This window comes from Nonomuraea mesophila, assembly GCF_004352805.1.
Taxonomy (GTDB): Bacteria; Actinomycetota; Actinomycetes; order Streptosporangiales; family Streptosporangiaceae; genus Nonomuraea; species Nonomuraea longispora.
In genome coordinates this window covers 1-15954 of record NZ_SMLD01000197.1, presented here as the reverse complement: position 1 = coordinate 15954, position 15954 = coordinate 1, and the positions used below count along the sequence as shown (strand labels likewise).

The 15954-nt window shown below is 71.2% G+C and carries 7 protein-coding genes; 6 read left to right on the top strand and 1 reads right to left on the bottom strand.

Annotated elements, in window-relative coordinates; genetic code table 11:
• The first annotated feature begins 684 nt into the window (after positions 1-684).
• Positions 685-2451 (top strand): DNRLRE domain-containing protein, encoded by a 1767-nt coding sequence (locus E1295_RS41725; RefSeq protein ID WP_132639821.1) that lies wholly within the window; start codon positions 685-687, stop codon positions 2449-2451.
• Positions 2452-2730: 279 nt separating this feature from the next.
• The gene (gene pdxR / locus E1295_RS41720; RefSeq protein WP_132639819.1) at positions 2731-4224 is read left to right on the top strand and encodes a MocR-like pyridoxine biosynthesis transcription factor PdxR; all 1494 of its coding nucleotides are present in this window, start codon (positions 2731-2733) and stop codon (positions 4222-4224) included.
• Here the strand turns inward: pdxR and E1295_RS41715 are convergent.
• Positions 4143-5582 (bottom strand): FAD-binding oxidoreductase, encoded by a 1440-nt coding sequence (locus tag E1295_RS41715; RefSeq protein ID WP_132639817.1) that lies wholly within the window; start codon positions 5580-5582, stop codon positions 4143-4145. The genes pdxR and E1295_RS41715 overlap by 82 nt on opposite strands.
• Before the next feature lie 246 nt (positions 5583-5828).
• Between E1295_RS41715 and E1295_RS41710 the strand changes: the two genes are divergently transcribed.
• The 4 genes from E1295_RS41710 (at position 5829) to E1295_RS49410 (ending at position 15857) form a co-directional block, all read left to right on the top strand.
• Positions 5829-12680 carry a metallophosphoesterase gene (locus tag E1295_RS41710; protein WP_132639815.1) on the top strand — a complete coding sequence of 2284 codons (6852 nt, stop codon included), beginning with the start codon at positions 5829-5831 and terminating at the stop codon, positions 12678-12680.
• A 164-nt stretch (positions 12681-12844) separates the two neighbouring features.
• Entirely contained in the window at positions 12845-13855 is a 1011-nt protein-coding gene (locus E1295_RS41705; RefSeq protein ID WP_132639813.1) for a helix-turn-helix domain-containing protein, read from the top strand.
• Positions 13856-14362: 507 nt separating this feature from the next.
• Positions 14363-15319 (top strand): hypothetical protein, encoded by a 957-nt coding sequence (locus tag E1295_RS41700; RefSeq protein ID WP_132639811.1) that lies wholly within the window; start codon positions 14363-14365, stop codon positions 15317-15319.
• A gap of 1 nt (position 15320) precedes the next feature.
• A complete protein-coding gene (locus E1295_RS49410; RefSeq protein ID WP_166427673.1) occupies positions 15321-15857 on the top strand; it encodes a hypothetical protein in 537 nt (178 codons plus the stop codon).
• The last annotated feature ends 97 nt before the right edge of the window (positions 15858-15954 follow it).

Genomic DNA, 15954 nt, shown 5'->3' with positions numbered 1-15954 from the left:
CCCCAGTCACGCCCCCGGCCCCACCGACGGTCTCGCCCTCGGTGCCGCAGCCGGTGTCGCCGCTGGTCACAGCGGTGGAGCAGAGGTCCACGACGGCACCGGCGGTCACCGGCGGGCCGGGAGCACCGGGATCAGCAGCAAAATCGCCCAGGCGAGCAGCACGGCGGCGAACCGGTCGATGAGGTCTCCCGTGTCCATCTCAAGGAGGCCGGCAACAGGTCCTCAGGCATTGCGCGACTGGAACTTTATAGGCTTTCGAGTGCTGATTTGGCAACCGTTGTCATCGTTGCTCAGTACTGGCCGTTATCGATATTCACATTGACCGGCAGCGGCCGCCATGATAATGCCTGACCACACGTCATGATATTCACTGTACGTGCTGCTATGCACACTTACAGAGCCTTCCAGAATCGTTGACTGGCGACGTAATTTGGGTCGCGTTCGCATCATCGGCTCTAGCATGAGGTGATTGGATGACGAGGTTATGCCCGTCAACGAAGCGCAACCTGTCAGGAGCATTCCTCAGCGTCGTGCTCGTGGCTTCTGGCACGCTAGCCGGGTCACCAGCAGTCGCAGGAGCAAAACCGATGAACTCTCCACGAGAAGCCGCCCAGCCACACGAGATCCTGCCGGGCGCATCCGAGAACAAGGCGGATCACCCGGCAACCGGACGGCCGCGTCACCATGGAGATATGGTCGCGGCCCACACGCGCCAAGCAGCAGAACGGCGCCTGGGCGTGGATCGACACCGATCTGGTCCACAGGGACGGATTTCTCAGGCCAAAATTGTCCAAGCAGGACGTCGCGTTCTCCACGGGCGGGGCCGGCACGCCTCTCGTCACCTTGCGTATCGACAGCGAGCGCAGCCTCAGTCTCTTATGGCCGACCCCTCTGCCCGCTCCTGTCGTAAGTGGCTCCCAAGCCACCTATAGCAACGCTGTGGCAACCGGAGCTGACCTCGTCGTTTCGGCTCTGCCCGAAGGCTTCCGGTACGATTTCGTATACCGCAGCCAGCCCGAAACCAGTGCAGAGATGTCGCTCCTCGCGCAGGCCAAGGGACTGAAGTTGCTGCAGGACTCCAAGGGCCGCATACGAATCACAGATCTGAACGACCAGCGAGTCGCCGTCAATTTCACCGCAACGATGGGACACGCTGGACCAGCGAAACCCTCAGATATCACGCTGAAGAAGACCGGCGACACACAGCAACTGGTCATCAAGCCCGACCATGAGCTCCTGGCACGAGCAGGCACGAAGTCTCCGCTGCGCGTCACGTCCGCACTCGTTGCGGGTGCCGTCACTGACGTGGATGTCGCGGACGACGGATCTCCCACAGACCCGACTCTACCCTTTCTGACGGCAGGCACGATCTTCGGCATCTCAAGCCGCACCTACCTTCGTTTCGATGCGAACGAGGTCTTCTCGCACGGCGAAGTGCCTATCCTCAACGCCACAGTGTCCGGCCTCAATGTTGATGCTCCCTACTGCGGTGACGCAGTCGGGGCCGGCATACAGGCGCGCAGAGTGACCAGCGCCTGGGATCCGGACACCCTCACCTGGGACACGAAGCCGACTACGACCGCGGAGGGGGCGACCACTGTCACCAAGGGCTACTCCTCAGAATGCGGAGAGGGCATCCTGGAATGGCCTGTCTCTGACATGGTGAGGGCATGGCTCAAGGGCGCACCCTATCACGGTGTGGAACTCAGAGCGCCGAGTGAAGGCGGCGACGACAACTGGCGCTCCCTTGCCTCCGCCGAGCATCCTACCGCCAGCACCCCGCCGAAATTGACCATCGAGTTCGATGGCAACGCAATTCCGTCGGCGCTGAGCGCATCGGTTTCCGATGCACGCTTGACGCCTGAAGAACTGGCGGGCCAGACCTTCACTTATCAAAGCCTGTACGATCGCCCTGGATTCTGCAGGGAAGATCTGGACGAGCTGGCCCGTACAAACACCCTGTCGGACACAGGCTTCCCCAAACCGGATTGGGATACGGGCGAGGAATGGCCGTTCCCGGAAGACCCTGACGCAGACCCGCCTTATTGGCGGCCTCAGCCAGGCGAACCCACCGGCGACGTCCAATCTCCACAGCCATCGCCAAGCAGCAGCACGACCGCCGACGACCGCGACACCGTGCTGACCATCTGGAAAGAGAGAGACGGCAAGAGGGTCTACTATCGCAAGGGCTTCTACAACTCGACGCTCGACGACGGCTTCGGCGACACAAAGGTGCGCCTCAAGCACAACCTGAGCCAACGAGCCGTCGCCGCCACGACCATATATCCGCGACCGAACAGCGGGAAGACCCAACAACTCGGCAACGCGATGCGCTGGAACTACGTTACAGACGTCCATCTGAAGAGCTGTGAAGGGTTCTGGTTATGGCAGGACTGCGGTGACACCTGGCGATCTGAAGGATCGGGTCACATGACGACGGCCACCGCGTGATCATCCGGAGCTTGTGAAGACAACCAGAGATCGTGCGGTGGCCGCGGGCCACACCGTAGACCCTGAGGGCTGCAGACTGGCCGGCCCGTAGATACTGCAGCGGCTGCTGCGCCCCGCCCGGTGGGACGCCGACGCCACCAAGCCACGGCCCGGCGATGCCACCACCAGCGCAGATCCGAGCCATGATCGCCATGTGTCACTGGAATACCGGCACCGGCCGGCGCCCGATGCCGAAGGGGAGCGCGGCGGGAGTCGGTACGCACCGCTAGAGTCCGTCCTGTGGGCCGATCGAGGACCAGTCCGGGGCCGGCCGAGGACCTGCTCATCGAGCTCGACCGCGACGCCGGGGTTGCGCTGCACCGGCAGATCGAGGCGTCCATCCGCGCGGACGTCCGGGCCGGCCGGCTGCGCGCGGGCACGTCGCTGCCGCCCACCCGCACCCTCGCCGCCGGGCTCGGGGTGTCCCGCGGGGTGGTTGTGGAGGCCTACCAGCAGCTCGTCGCCGAGGGCTACCTCACCAGCCGTCCGGGCGGTTACACGCAGGTCTCCGCGTCGATGCCACCGGTCCCCGCCGACGCGGGCCCGGCGCCCCCAGCGGGCCCGTCGGGCCCGACGGGCCCGGCAGGCCCGGCGCCTCCGGCGGGCCCGGCGCAACGGCCGGCCGCGCGCGACGTGCCCGTCAGGGTCGACTTCGGGTACGGGCGCACCGACGTGTCGCAGTTCCCGCGGGCCGCCTGGCTGCGCTCGGTCCGTACCGTGCTCACCACCACGCCCAACGACCGGCTCGCCTACCTCGACGGGCGTGGCGCGCCGGAGCTGCACCAGGCCCTGTGCGACTACCTCAACCGGGTACGCGGCACGTCCTGCGCCCCGGGCGACGTGGTGATCTGCAACGGCTACGCGCAGGGCATCTCCCTGCTGATCGAGGTGCTCGCCCGCCGGGGCGCCCGGCGGATCGCCGTGGAGGATCCCTCCCCCGACGACGACGCCCGGATGCTGGCCGCGCGCGCCGGCCTGGACGTGGTCGGCGTCCCGGTGGGCCGGGACGGCGTCCGGGTCGACGCCCTCGACCGGGCCGAGGCCGACGCGGTCGTGCTCACGCCCTCGCACCAGTGGCCCACCGGCGGAGTCCTGCCGGCCGCGGCGCGGGCCCGGGTGATCGGCTGGGCGAAGCGCCGCCGCGCGTTCGTGATCGAGGACGACTACGACGCGGAATATCGCTACGACCGGTCGCCGGTGGGCGCCATGCAGGGTCTGGCGCCCGATCACGTCGTCTACTGCGGCACGGCCAGCAAGACGCTCGCGCCGGGGTTGCGCCTCGGCTGGCTGGTCGTGCCCGCACACCTGGTCGCCGACGTCTCCGCGGCGAAGCTGCTGGCCGACCGCGGCTCGCCGGTCATCGACCAGCTGACGTTCGCCGACTTCCTCGCCCGTGGGGAGTTCGACCGCCACCTGCGCCGGATGCGTCCGGTGTACCGTCGTCGCCGCGACGCGCTGCTGGACGCCCTGCGCACCCACCTGCCCGACCTGGAGCCCGCCGGGGTCGCCGCCGGGCAGCACGTGGTCGCCTGGCTCCCGCCCGGCCTCGACGAGGCGGCGGTGGTGGCGGCCGCCGCCCGGCACGGGGTCCGCGTCCACGGTCTGGCTCCCTACCGGCTCGCCGGCTCCGGTCCCGGCGGGCTGATCTTCGGTTACGCCGTCCTCGGGGAGCGGGCCATCGCCGAGGGCGTCGCGCTGCTTGCGACGGCCATCCGGGAGGTACGGGGTCCCTGATCCCGTACGGCCGGCCGGATGTTCTGGTTCAGGTGGAACACGTTGGCCGGGTCGTAGGCCGTCTTCAACGCGGTCAGCCGGGCGAGCTTCGCGGCCGGGTACGCCCGCCCCACACCGCGCCGCGCGTCGGCCAGTTCGTCGGCCGTCAGCGAGTTGACGTACACCCCGCTCGCGTACGGCTCGAGCGCCGCGCCGGCGGCACGGGCGGCGGCCATCCTGGCGTCGTCCTCGGCGGGGTCGCTCCAGCGGGCGCCGGCCCCGTACTCGAACATCGTGCCGCGGTGGCTGAAGGCGGCGTCGTCGTCCGGCACCTCGGCGATCGCGCCGCCGTGCGCCTGCAGGCCGGCGCCGGGCAGGTGCCGGCTCCCGCTCAGGTCGGCGCCGCCCCGCAGCAGGAACGCCTCGATCGCCTCGGTGGGGAAGCGCCGCAGGTAGTGCGCCTTCGAGTAGCGGCGGAAGGTGTGACCGCCGGTGGAGTCGTCGCGCCGCTGCAGTTCGAGGTACGACGGCGTGGTGACGCGCGAGGCGATCGGACGTCCGAGCGCCCGCATCGCGGGCAGCAGCCGACGGCCCTCGGCCGGGTCGCCCACCCATACGAACCCCACGGTGGCGACCGGGCCGGCCGGACCGTCGCCGACCTCGGCGGTGAAGGTCGCCTGCCGGGGCGCCACGGCGTTCAGGTCGCGCCAGCCTTCGAGAACGGGCACGGCGTCCTCGGCGCGGAAGTCGAACTCGGCGACCAGCGTCCGCGTGCCGGTGCGATGCAGCCGGAACTCGAACTCGGTGACGATGCCGAAGTTGCCGCCGCCGCCGCGCAGTCCCCAGAACAGGTCGGGGTTCTCGGTGCGGCTCGCGGTCACCACGTCCCCTTCGGCGGTGACCACCGTGCAGGAGACGACGTTGTCGCAGGCCAGGCCGTACCGGCGGGCCAGCCAGCCCATGCCGCCGCCGAGGGTGAGCCCGCCGACGCCGGTGTGGGAGACGTTGCCGGCGGTGGTGGCCAGGCCGTACGCCTGGGAGGCCCGGTCCAGCGCGCCGAGCAGCGCGCCGCCCTGCACCCGCGCCCGGCGGCGGACCGGGTCGACGCGCACGCCACCCATGGGCGTCAGGTCGATCATCAGACCGTCGTCCGGCACGGCGAACCCGGCGACGTTGTGGCCGCCGCAGCGCACGCCGATCTCCAGGTCCAGCTCGCGGGCAAGCCGTACGGCGGCGACCACGTCGGCCACGCCGGCCGCACGGACGATCACGCGGGGCCGCCGGTCGACCATGGCGTTCCAGACGGTACGGGCGGCGTCGTAGCCGGCGTCGCCGGGGGTGAGGAGCCGGCCGTCGAAGCGGGTCGTCGTCGTTGTCATGCCCTCAGCCTGACCGGAATCGGTACACGCGATAAGGGCCGATTCCACAGGCCGATTCAGGACCAATTCAGGGATCGGCGGGGTGCCCGCACGCCTGCGCTCCAGCGGGCCCCGTGCAGCCCCCGCGCAGCCCCCGCGCGAGCCCTGTGAGGGCCCTGGCTGGTCACCACGCTCCGGATCATGATGTTCATCATGGCTTCACCGTCCGGCAGGAAGTCCTTCATCGATGATCGATGGACTCGCCGCATGCCTTCCCACGTCCTGTTACGCACCCACACCCTCGCCCGCGTCACCGCCGTGCTCGCCGTCGTGCTTACCGTCGTGCTGGCCTTCGCCCTCGGAGCGGGAGCGCCCGCCGCCCACGCGGCGGAGCCGCTGCCCGGGATCGACGGCGCCGGTACGCCCCGTGACCCGTACCAGATCGACTCGGCCGACGACCTGCGCACCGTCGCCGCCGCGATCAACGGGGACCCGCGCGGACACGGCGGCGCGGCCTACCGGCTGACCGCCGACATCGACTTCGGCGGCGGCGAGTTCGGCGGCATCAACTCCTTCACGGGCTTGTTGGAGGGCGCGGGTCACACGATCAGCGACCTGCGGCTCGTACGGGAGGAGTCCGCGGGCGGCGAGGCCGACCGCCTGGGCCTGATCCGCCGGCTGGACGGCGGCACGGTCAGGAACCTCACCCTCGCCGGCGTGCGGGCCGACGCCGGGACGAGCACCGGCGGCTGGATCGGCGCCGTCGCCGTCGTGGCCACCGACGCCACCCTGACGGGCAACGCCGTGACCGGCGCGCAGCTCACGGCGAACAGCGCCGAGAAGGTGGGCGGCATCGTCGCCGAACTGCACAACGGGAGCGCCGAGGACAACCTCGTGACCGGTTCCCTGAGCGCGGGCGAGATGCCCGCCGGCATCGCCGCCTACGTCAACGAGGACTCCCAGGTCCGCAACAACCTGGTGGCGGCCGACCTGACGATGGTCGTCCCGGGCGGGGACGGCGGCACGCGCGGCAACGACGCGGGGCTCATCGTCGGCTACCCCGGCACGCCCAACGGCTCCACGTTCGCCGGCAACGTCGCGCTGTCCGGCTCGATCGCCTACGAGGGCAAGGTCGACGGGTTCGTCGGCCGCGTCATCGGCTACACCGGCTACGACGGCTGGACGGCCGAGAACAACCTGGCCAACGCCGCGATCACCATCGGCGGCGACCCGGTGACCGGGCCCGGCACCAAGAACCAGCACGGCACGGACACCACGGCCGAGCAGCTCGCCCAGCAGGCGACGTACGAGGGCCTGGGCTGGGACTTCGTCAACGCCTGGCGCTGGGACGACGCGCTGGGCCACCCGGTGCCGCGCTACACGCCGGGGCTGTTCGGCAGCGGCACCCCGGAGCAGCCGTACGAGATCGCCTCCGCCGAGGACCTGGAGCTGCTCACCGCCCAGCTCAACGCGGGCAACGCGCGCTACACCGGCGACAGGCACTTCGTGCTGACCGCCGATCTCGACTTCGCCGGGCGCGAGCCGTTCGGCGGCATCAACCGCTTCGAGGGCGTGCTGGACGGCGCCGGGCACACGATCAGCGGCCTGGTCTACGCCCCGCAGCAGAGCGCCGGCGACGAGGCCGACCGGCTCGGCCTCGTACGGCGGCTCGACGGCGGCACCATCCGCGGGCTCACCCTGGCGGGCGTCAAGGCCGACGGCGGCACGCGCGCCGGGTTCGTGGCCGGGCTCGCCGTCGTCGCCACCGACGCGACCCTCACGGGCAACACCGTGCGCGACGCCGACCTGAGGGCCTCCGGCGCCGAGAAGGTGGCGGGCCTCGTGGCCGAGCTGCGCGGCGGCTCCGTCACCGGCAACTGGGTGCACGCCACGGTCAGCGCGCAGCGCATGCCGGCGGGTCTGGTGTCGTACACCAACAACGGGGTGACGGTCCGCGACAACCTCGTCGACGCGGACCTCACGGTGGCGGCCGACGGCGGCGCGAACGGCACCCGGGGCATCGACGCCGCGTCCGTCGTGGCCTACCCGGGCAACCCGGGCGCGGGCAGCGCGTTCACCGGCAACGTCGCGCTGTCCGGCACGATCGCGTACACGGGCAGGATCGACGGGTTCGCCGGCCGGATCGTCGGCTACACGGGGTACGACGGCTGGACCGCGCAGGACAACCTGGCGAGCGACGCGATCACGATCGGCGGCCGGACGGTCACCGGTCCCGGCACCAAGAACCAGCACGGCACGGACACCACGGCCGAGCAGCTCGCCCGGCAGGCGACGTACGAGGGCCTGGGCTGGGACTTCGCCGGGGCGTGGAGCTGGGACGGCGAGCGCGGCCATCCCGTGCCGAAGTACGTCTCCTCGGACGAGGCGCCGAACCGGATCACCACCACCTTCCACGGCGACCCGGGCACACGGCGCGCCTTCACCTGGTACTCGACGCTGGACACGGGCGACGCCGTCGCCGTGCTCAGCACGGACCGCGAGTTTCCCGAGGGCTCGGCCACGGTGACGGTCGAGGCGGAGCGCGAGGAGAGCGAGGACGGGGAGACCTTCTACCGTGCCGTCGCCCGCGACCTGCGGCCCGGCACCACCTACTACTACCGCGTGGGCGACGCGGCCGCGCAGGTGTGGAGCGCCACCGGCACGTTCGTCACGGCCGACGGCGGGGACGAGGACTTCACGTTCGTCGACCTGACCGACACGCAGTCGCAGAACCTGGCCGAGGCGCAGTTGTCGGCGCAGACCATCGCCAAGGCGCTCGAGCACGTGCCGGACGCGGAGTTCGTCATGCACAACGGCGACGTGGTCGAGAACGGCGGCCGTGAGCAGGACTGGAAGGACCTGCTCGACTCCGCCCGGCCTAGCCTGCTGAGCACGACGCTCGCGCCGGCGTCGGGCAACCACGACGCGGCGGCCAACGCGTTCGCCGACCACTTCACGCTGGAGGGCCCGCAGGACCAGGACCGGGGCGACGGCGTGTACTACTCCTACACCTACAACCGGGCGCACTTCATGGTGCTCAACACCAACGAGGGCGGCGCCGAGGGCATCTCCGAGAAGCAGCTCGACTGGCTGCGGGCCGACGCCGGGGCCGCGCGCGCCGCCGGCGCCCGGTGGCTGGTCCTGTCCATGCACAAGGGCACCTACACGACGGCGAACCACCTGGACGACGAGGACGTCATGGCGATGCGCCGCACCCTCGTGCCGGTGATCGACGAACTGGACATCGACCTGGTGCTGCAGGGCCACGACCACGTGATGAGCCGGTCCAAGGTGCTGGCCGCCGACCCCGAGGGGGTGGAGGGCGCCCGCCCGGTCAAGACCACCAGGATCACCGAGGTCCGCAACGGCAAACGCATCGAGTACGCGGTCGATCCCGAGGGCACCGTCTACTTCCTGCCGAACACCGCCGGCGCCAAGCACTACACGCAGGCCACCGACCCGCAGGGGGTGGACCTTGAGCCGTACCTGCGGCTGTTCGACCGTACCGGGGAGCAGGCGGGCGAGAACTTCACGGCCGTGACCGTCACCGCCGACCGCCTCACGGTGAACGTCTACGACATCCGCGACCGGGGCGTGCCGCGCCTCTTCGAGGGCTTCGGCATCGACCGTGCGATCTCCCCGGTCGCCGGCAGGGTCGGCGAGCTGCCCGACGCCGAGGACGTCACGCTGGAGGACGCCGAGGCAGTGGCGGCGGCGCGCGCCGCCGTCGACGCGCTCACCGAGGCACAGCGCGGCGCCCTGTCCGGGCTGAAGCGCCTGGAGGCCGCCGAGCGGCGGCTGCGCGAGCTGGGCGGCCTGGTCTCCACCGACGGCAGAACCGTGGCCTGGGCCGACCCGGAGGCGAGCGCCCGCCAGGCGGTCACCGTACGCAACGACACCGCCTCGGACTTCACGGGCACGCCGGTGCAGCTCCGCATCCCGTCGGCGCCCGACGTCGAGCGGGACGAGCTGTCCTTCTTCGCCGCCGACGGTGCGCCCCTGCCGTTCGAGGTGGAGACCTGGCAGCCGGGCGGCACCTCGGCGGTGTGGGTCCGGATGCCGAGCCTGCCCGCCAGGTCGGCCCGGCAGGTGTGGGCCTACTTCGGCGGCGGGGCGCCCGGCAACGACCCCACGGTCGTGTGGGGCGAGGCGTACTCCCTGGTCGAGCACTTCGGCGGCGACACCGCGAGCGGCGAGCGCCGCACCGACTCCACGGGCCGGCACGCCGGGCTCGTGGTGGGCGACGGCCTGACCACCGCCCTCTCGGAGCGGGGCACCGGCCAGACGCGGTTCGCCCGTTCGCGCCTGCAGTATCCGGGCGATGTCGGCGGCGGGTACGACCGCATCACGATCAGCGGCGTGTACGCGCTCACCGAGGAGGACCTGGCCGCGCTGGGCTCGGCGGCCCCCGTGGTCGCGAAGGAGAGCGCGACCGGTGACGGGCGGCTCACCTTCTGGCAGGGCATCCGGCCGGAAGAAGGTCAGGTCGGCACGCGCCTGGCCGGCAACAGTTGGGAGTTCGGCGACGCCGACCTGAGCCACCGGTTCGGCTTCGCCGCCGACGGCAAGCCGCACCTGGTCACCCAGACCTACGACGGCATGACGTACTCGGTGTTCGTCGACGGCCGCGAGGTGCACAGCCAGATGGTCGAGTACCGCAGCACGTTCTCCGACCCGGCCGTGCAGACGACGGTCGGCGACTACCACACGAACGACGGCAGCCTCAGGTCGCCGTTCCGCGGCGTGGTCGACGAGGTGCAGATCGCCGGCGTGGCCTTCACGCCCGCCTTCGAGGCCTTCCGGTACGCGAACCTGTTCGGCGACGCGGTGAGCTTCGGCGAGCGGGTCGAGCGGGCGGACGAGCGCCTGACCCTGATGGTCGGAACCCCGCGTGCGGGCGGCACGCTGGAGGCCGGCCTGGTCGAGGTGACCGGCACGGTCAGCCGGCGCGCGGTGCTCACGGCGCGGGTCGCCGGCGTGCAGGTGCACAGCGAACAGGTCGACGCCGGGCCGTTCACCATCCGCGTGCCCGTCAACGCCATCGGGAAGCAGACGCTCACGGTCGGCGCTACCGCCGGTTCGGGCGAGCCTCACGACGTGGCCGAGCCCGCCGAGGTGCCGGTCACGGTCAAGGACACCGTGGCGCCCTCCGCGCCGGAGGTGAGCGACGACGCCTCCTCGGCCTCCGGGGACACGAGCGTCACGCTGAGCGCGACGCCGCGGACCGAGGACCGCGAACGGGTCGAGGCCAGGTTCTACGCCGGCCCGGTCATCCCGCTCGACGAGTCGAACGTCGTGGTGCGCAGCGGGACCACCCCTGACCGGGTTCCCGACGCGCTGACCCCCGCCAGCGGCACGGTCAGCGGGAAACTGCTGCCGACGACGGTGGGCACGAACGAGAACCCGTACCAGATCTATGAGATCTCGCTGACCGGCGAGCAGGCGCGGCAGAAGGAGTTCCACCTGACCTGGACGGGCTCAGGGGACGAGCGCACCGTCTCGGCCCACGTGTACGACCACGCGGCCGGCCGCTGGCTCATGAAGGACTCCGGTTCCGACCCGTCCGGCGCCGCCGTCCAATTGGACGTGACCGCCCGCGCCGGCGAGAACGTCGTCGCCGGCGGGAAGCTGCACCTGCTGGTCTGGCGCGGGCTGACCGCGCTGCCGGGGCAGGAGGGCGACGACATCGAGGCGGCGCCCGCCGCCGACCGCTACGACTGGGCGTTCGACCACGTGCCGGACTCCCAGCTGTACGCGCAGGCGACGCCCGACCTCATGACGCACCAGTTCCGGTACGTCGCCGGCGTCGCGGACAAGCGCAAGACCAAGCTGGTGCTGCAGGCCGGCGACTGGGTCAACCGGGAGTACCTGTCGCAGGAGTACCAGTGGGTCAACGCCGAGCCGTCGGCGCGCGCCCTGGAGGACGCGGACCTGCCGTACATGATCTCGTGGGGCAACCACGACTACTCCGACGCGCGCAACGGCCGGGTCATGCTGCCGAAGTATTTCCCGATGGAGCGGTTCGAGAAGAGTCTCGAAGGCAGCCCCTGGCGGTTCGGAGGCAGCGACGACATCGACAACTACTACTACACGGCCGAGATCGAGGGGGCGAAGCTGCTGCTGCTCACCGTCGGCTTCTTCTCCGCGGACAACGCCGGCGACCCCGGACTGGCCTGGGCGAAGAAGGTGATCGAGGACCACCCCGGCCACGCGGTGATCCTCGCCAACCACAACTCGGTGAACCAGGGCGTCAACGGCTGGTCGAACGGCAACGTCACCAGTGAGCTGGTCGATCCGTACCCGAACGTCAAACTGGTGCTCGGCGGCCACATCGCGGGCACCGGCGTCGCCTCCCGGGAGACGGCGGGGGGCAACCGTGCGTACGGCGTACTGACCGACTACCAGTCGCGGGTCTACGGCGGGCAGGAGTACCTCAAGCACATCAGCGTCGACGCCGAGAACGACCTGATGTACTTCAACACCTGGTCGCCCCTGCTGGGTAGGGCGACGTCCGACGGGAACTGGCACCACGAGGTGCCCGAGGGCGCGATCCCCGGTTTCCACGGCGCGGACACGGAGAACTTCGCCCTGGAGATCGACCTCGGCGGCACCACGACGCGCACTCTCGCGGCCGAGTCGCTCACCTTCGCGGCCGGCGCGCGGCAGCAGGCCGGGGACGTGCGCACGGCGGTCGGCGCCGAGCAGATCTCGATGGTGCTGGACGACCTCAAGGGCGGCGGCGCCTACGAGTGGTACGTCGAACTGCGCGACGCGGCGGGGCACGTGACCCGCAGCGCCGTCAGCACCTTCACCGTGGCCGGCTCGCCGGCGCAGCCCGCGTGGGACGCCGAGACCGTGTACACGGCGGGCCACGAGGTGACCTACCGCGACGCCGTCTGGCGGGCGGCGTGGTGGACCCGCGGCCAGGAGCCGGGCGACCCGAACGGGCCGTGGCAGGAGATCGCCGCGACCGGCGACGGCACCGCCGTCTGGACACCGACCCGCGTGTTCGAGTCCGGGGACGTGGTGGAGCACCGCGGTCAGCGGTACGAGGCCGCGTGGTGGACCCGTAACCAGGAACCGGGCAACCCGCACGGCCCCTGGCGCCCCCTGACCTGACCCGCTCCGCGGCCCGGTGGGCGTCGGGCAAAGGGCGCCTGATGGGACGTTCGTGTACGATCGCGCCGGATGAGCGCGCGCATCGGCCCCGCCGGTCGCGCGCTCTCCGCCGGTCGTGTCAGCCACGACCGGCCTGAGGCATCGCGGAAAGTTCAAGGAGCGATGTGTTCGAGTGGCGCAGCTCGCATCTGCCTCCCGCCGACCGTTTCGAGGGATGGTGCGCTCTCGTCGGGCAGCACCTCATGCTCACGCGGATCAGCAGTGAGCACGAAGCCGACTTCCCGGCTTCGCTGAGGGTGCTGCAGTGGGGCGAGATCACCGTCTCGGCGCCGAGGTACCCCGACCTGTACACGCTCCGCACCGCGCGGATGATCCGCCAGTCGGACCCGGATCAGTGGTGGGTGGCACTCGTGTGCACCGGGACGATGTCGCTGGAGCAAGGAGGCGCCAGGGCCGATCTGACGGCCGGCGACCTGGTGCTGATGGACACCTCCCGGCCGTACGACAGCGGGGTGCTCTGCCATGACGGCGGCCTGGCCGGCATCATCTCCCTGCAGTTGCCGCGGCAGGCGCTGCCCGTGCCCGAGCAGCGGTTACGCCGGCACGTGGGCAGGCCGGTGTCGTCGGCCCACGGGTCCGGGGCGCTGCTCGCCCAGTTCCTTCGCGGCCTGAACCGGGAGGGCGGGGCGCTGGGCTCCTCGGAGGGCGCCGCTCTCGGAAAAGTGGCGAGCGAGCTGGCCACCGTGTTCCTGGCGCATCTGGCCGACGCGACGCGCCTGGTCCCGGAGGCGACCCGCCGTCAGGCGCTCGCGCGGGAGATCAAGGAGTTCATCAGCCGGCACCTCGGCGAGCCGGCGCTGACTCCGCCGGCGATCGCCGCCGCCCACAACATCTCCGTACGCCACCTGCACCACGTCTTCCAGGAGGAGCGGCAGACCGTCGGCGAGTACATCCGCCGGCAGCGGCTGGAGCGTTGCCGCGCGGACCTGGCCGACCCCTGCCACGACCTGCGTCGCGTCGCGGACATCGCCGGACGCTGGGGCCTGCGGGACGCCGCCTCCTTCAACCGCGCCTTCAAGAGGGCGTACGGCATGCCTCCCGGCGAATACCGCAGACACCTCAGGACGCGGCCTCGACCGGCCGACGCGCGGCGCGAGGCGGACGGCGGCACCTGAGCGGGCGGCCGGGCCCGCCGGCAGCGGCTTGCGCCGGGTGACAACGATCGTGCGCTGACGGTCAATGACCGTCGTGCGGCGCCTCGCTAGAGTCTCTTCCCGCGCAGTCAGAGGCCGGCCGTGAACCGTGGGGATCGTGGGGGAGGATGCCGGAGATGAACGCGGCGTGGTCGAGACGTGCCGTGCTGCTGGCCGGAGGGCTGCTGGTCGCCGGATGCGCCGGGCAACGCCGGCCGCTCATCGAGAGCGAGGACTACGACTCCGGCAGCTCGGGCATGCAGCGCCTGCGGCCCCTCCTGGAGCGGCGGGCCGCGGCGTTGCAGGACCGTGACGAAGGCGCGTACCTCGCCGGTCTGGACACCTCCAACGACGAACTGATGCGCTACGAGAAGCTGGTCTTCGCAAATCTGCGCCAGTTCGAGCTCGACGACGTCCGCTACCTCACCGGACCGGTGGTCGAGGAGCGCGTCTCCGGCGGCGGAGAGCCGGTTCAAGCCGGTCATCCGGGTGCTGAAGCTGACCGCGGACGCCGGTCCCGGGGACATCGCGCCCGCCGAGTCGTTCGTGTATCGCATGAAGGACGACCTGGTCACCGACATCACCCGCGTCACCCTGGAGAACCCGAGCGGCGGCGCGCCACCGGCCGAGGCGCCGTGGCACACCGACGCGCTGAAGGTGGTCCAGGTGGGCGAGAAGGTGTGGCTGGCGGGCGACCGTAGCGCCGGCGACCTGGGCCGGTACGCTGCCGCCGCCGAACGGGAACTGCGCCTGCTCGAAGAGTTGTGGGGCGAGCGGCTCACGTACCCGGGACACGTCCTGTTCTTCACGCGCGACGCCGCGAACTACCGGCAGTGGTTCGGCCTGGGCGCCGCGGACACCTTCGACCCCGACATCCCGGGCGTCCAGGTCCCGTTGCAGGGCGTGGGCAAGAACGGCCGGCTCTACCAGGGCGAGTACGCCGCCTCCCGGATCGTGGTGAACCTGCGCAACCACCAGGGCACCGACCCGGCGAGCACCATCCGCCACGAGCTGGCCCACGCGGTCACCGCGCGGGCCACGATGACCGGCCTCGGCGAGCTGGGCCCGCCGACCTGGGCCATAGAGGGGTTCGCCCGGTACACGGAGACCATCGGCAGGCCGGCGCGGGCCGCGCAGGTCCGGGCGGGGCTGGCGGCCGGGGTCCGCGCCGGGAGGTTCCGCGGTGCGCCGCCCTCGAACAAGGACTTCTACGGCCGGGACGCCGCCTTCAACTACGACCTCGGCTCGTCGGTGTTCAGCCTGGCCGAACGGCTCAAGGGACGGGAGGCGGCGGTGGAGTTGTACGCGCGGGTGATCGAACGTCCCAGCACCGGGGCTTCCTTCTTCGAATCGCCGATCTTCGACCGGATGGCCGAGGACGTGCTCGGGTTGTCCGCCTCGGCCTTCCGCGACCGGTGGGCCGCCTCCGTGCGGAACGGTGGGTGAGGTGGCCGTACGTTCCCGCTGGGTCCTGATCCTCGCGGCCGGTCTGGCCGCCTTCCTCGCGGCCGGCGCAGGCGCGTACCTGTACGCCCGCGACCTGCGCGCCGGCCAGGTCACGCAGTCCTGCGGCTCGCGCGACTGCATCCCCGGGGTCGAGGCGTCCGAGCTGCTCGACGGGTTGAGGGGCCGGGGGCACACCTGCGAGAACGCCTCCGGTGGTTCCTGGATGTGCGAGATGGTCGTGGGCTCGATCCACTTCGAGGCGGGGGTGGAGGTCTCCGACGGGGGCGTCTACCGCCTGTCCCCCGAGGTCTTCCACGCCGACGACGATCCGCTCACCGAGGCCGGCCTGGCCTACCTGACCTGGTTCGCCGTGCTGCCCTACCGGGACGACCCGGCGGCCAAGGCCGAGATCGGCAACTGGCTGAACGCGCAGGTGGAGGCCGGCAAGGACACCCAGGCCACGATCCTCGACTACACGTACGTGTTGCGGACGTCGAAGAAGGCCCACGTCCGGCTCGACATCAGGATCCCCACATGACCATGGACCGGCGCTCCCCCGACGGCAGGTTCTGGTGGGACGGCTCGGGCCGGCGCCCGGTCCAGCCTCCGCCACCCCCTCCCGCGCAGCACTCGCC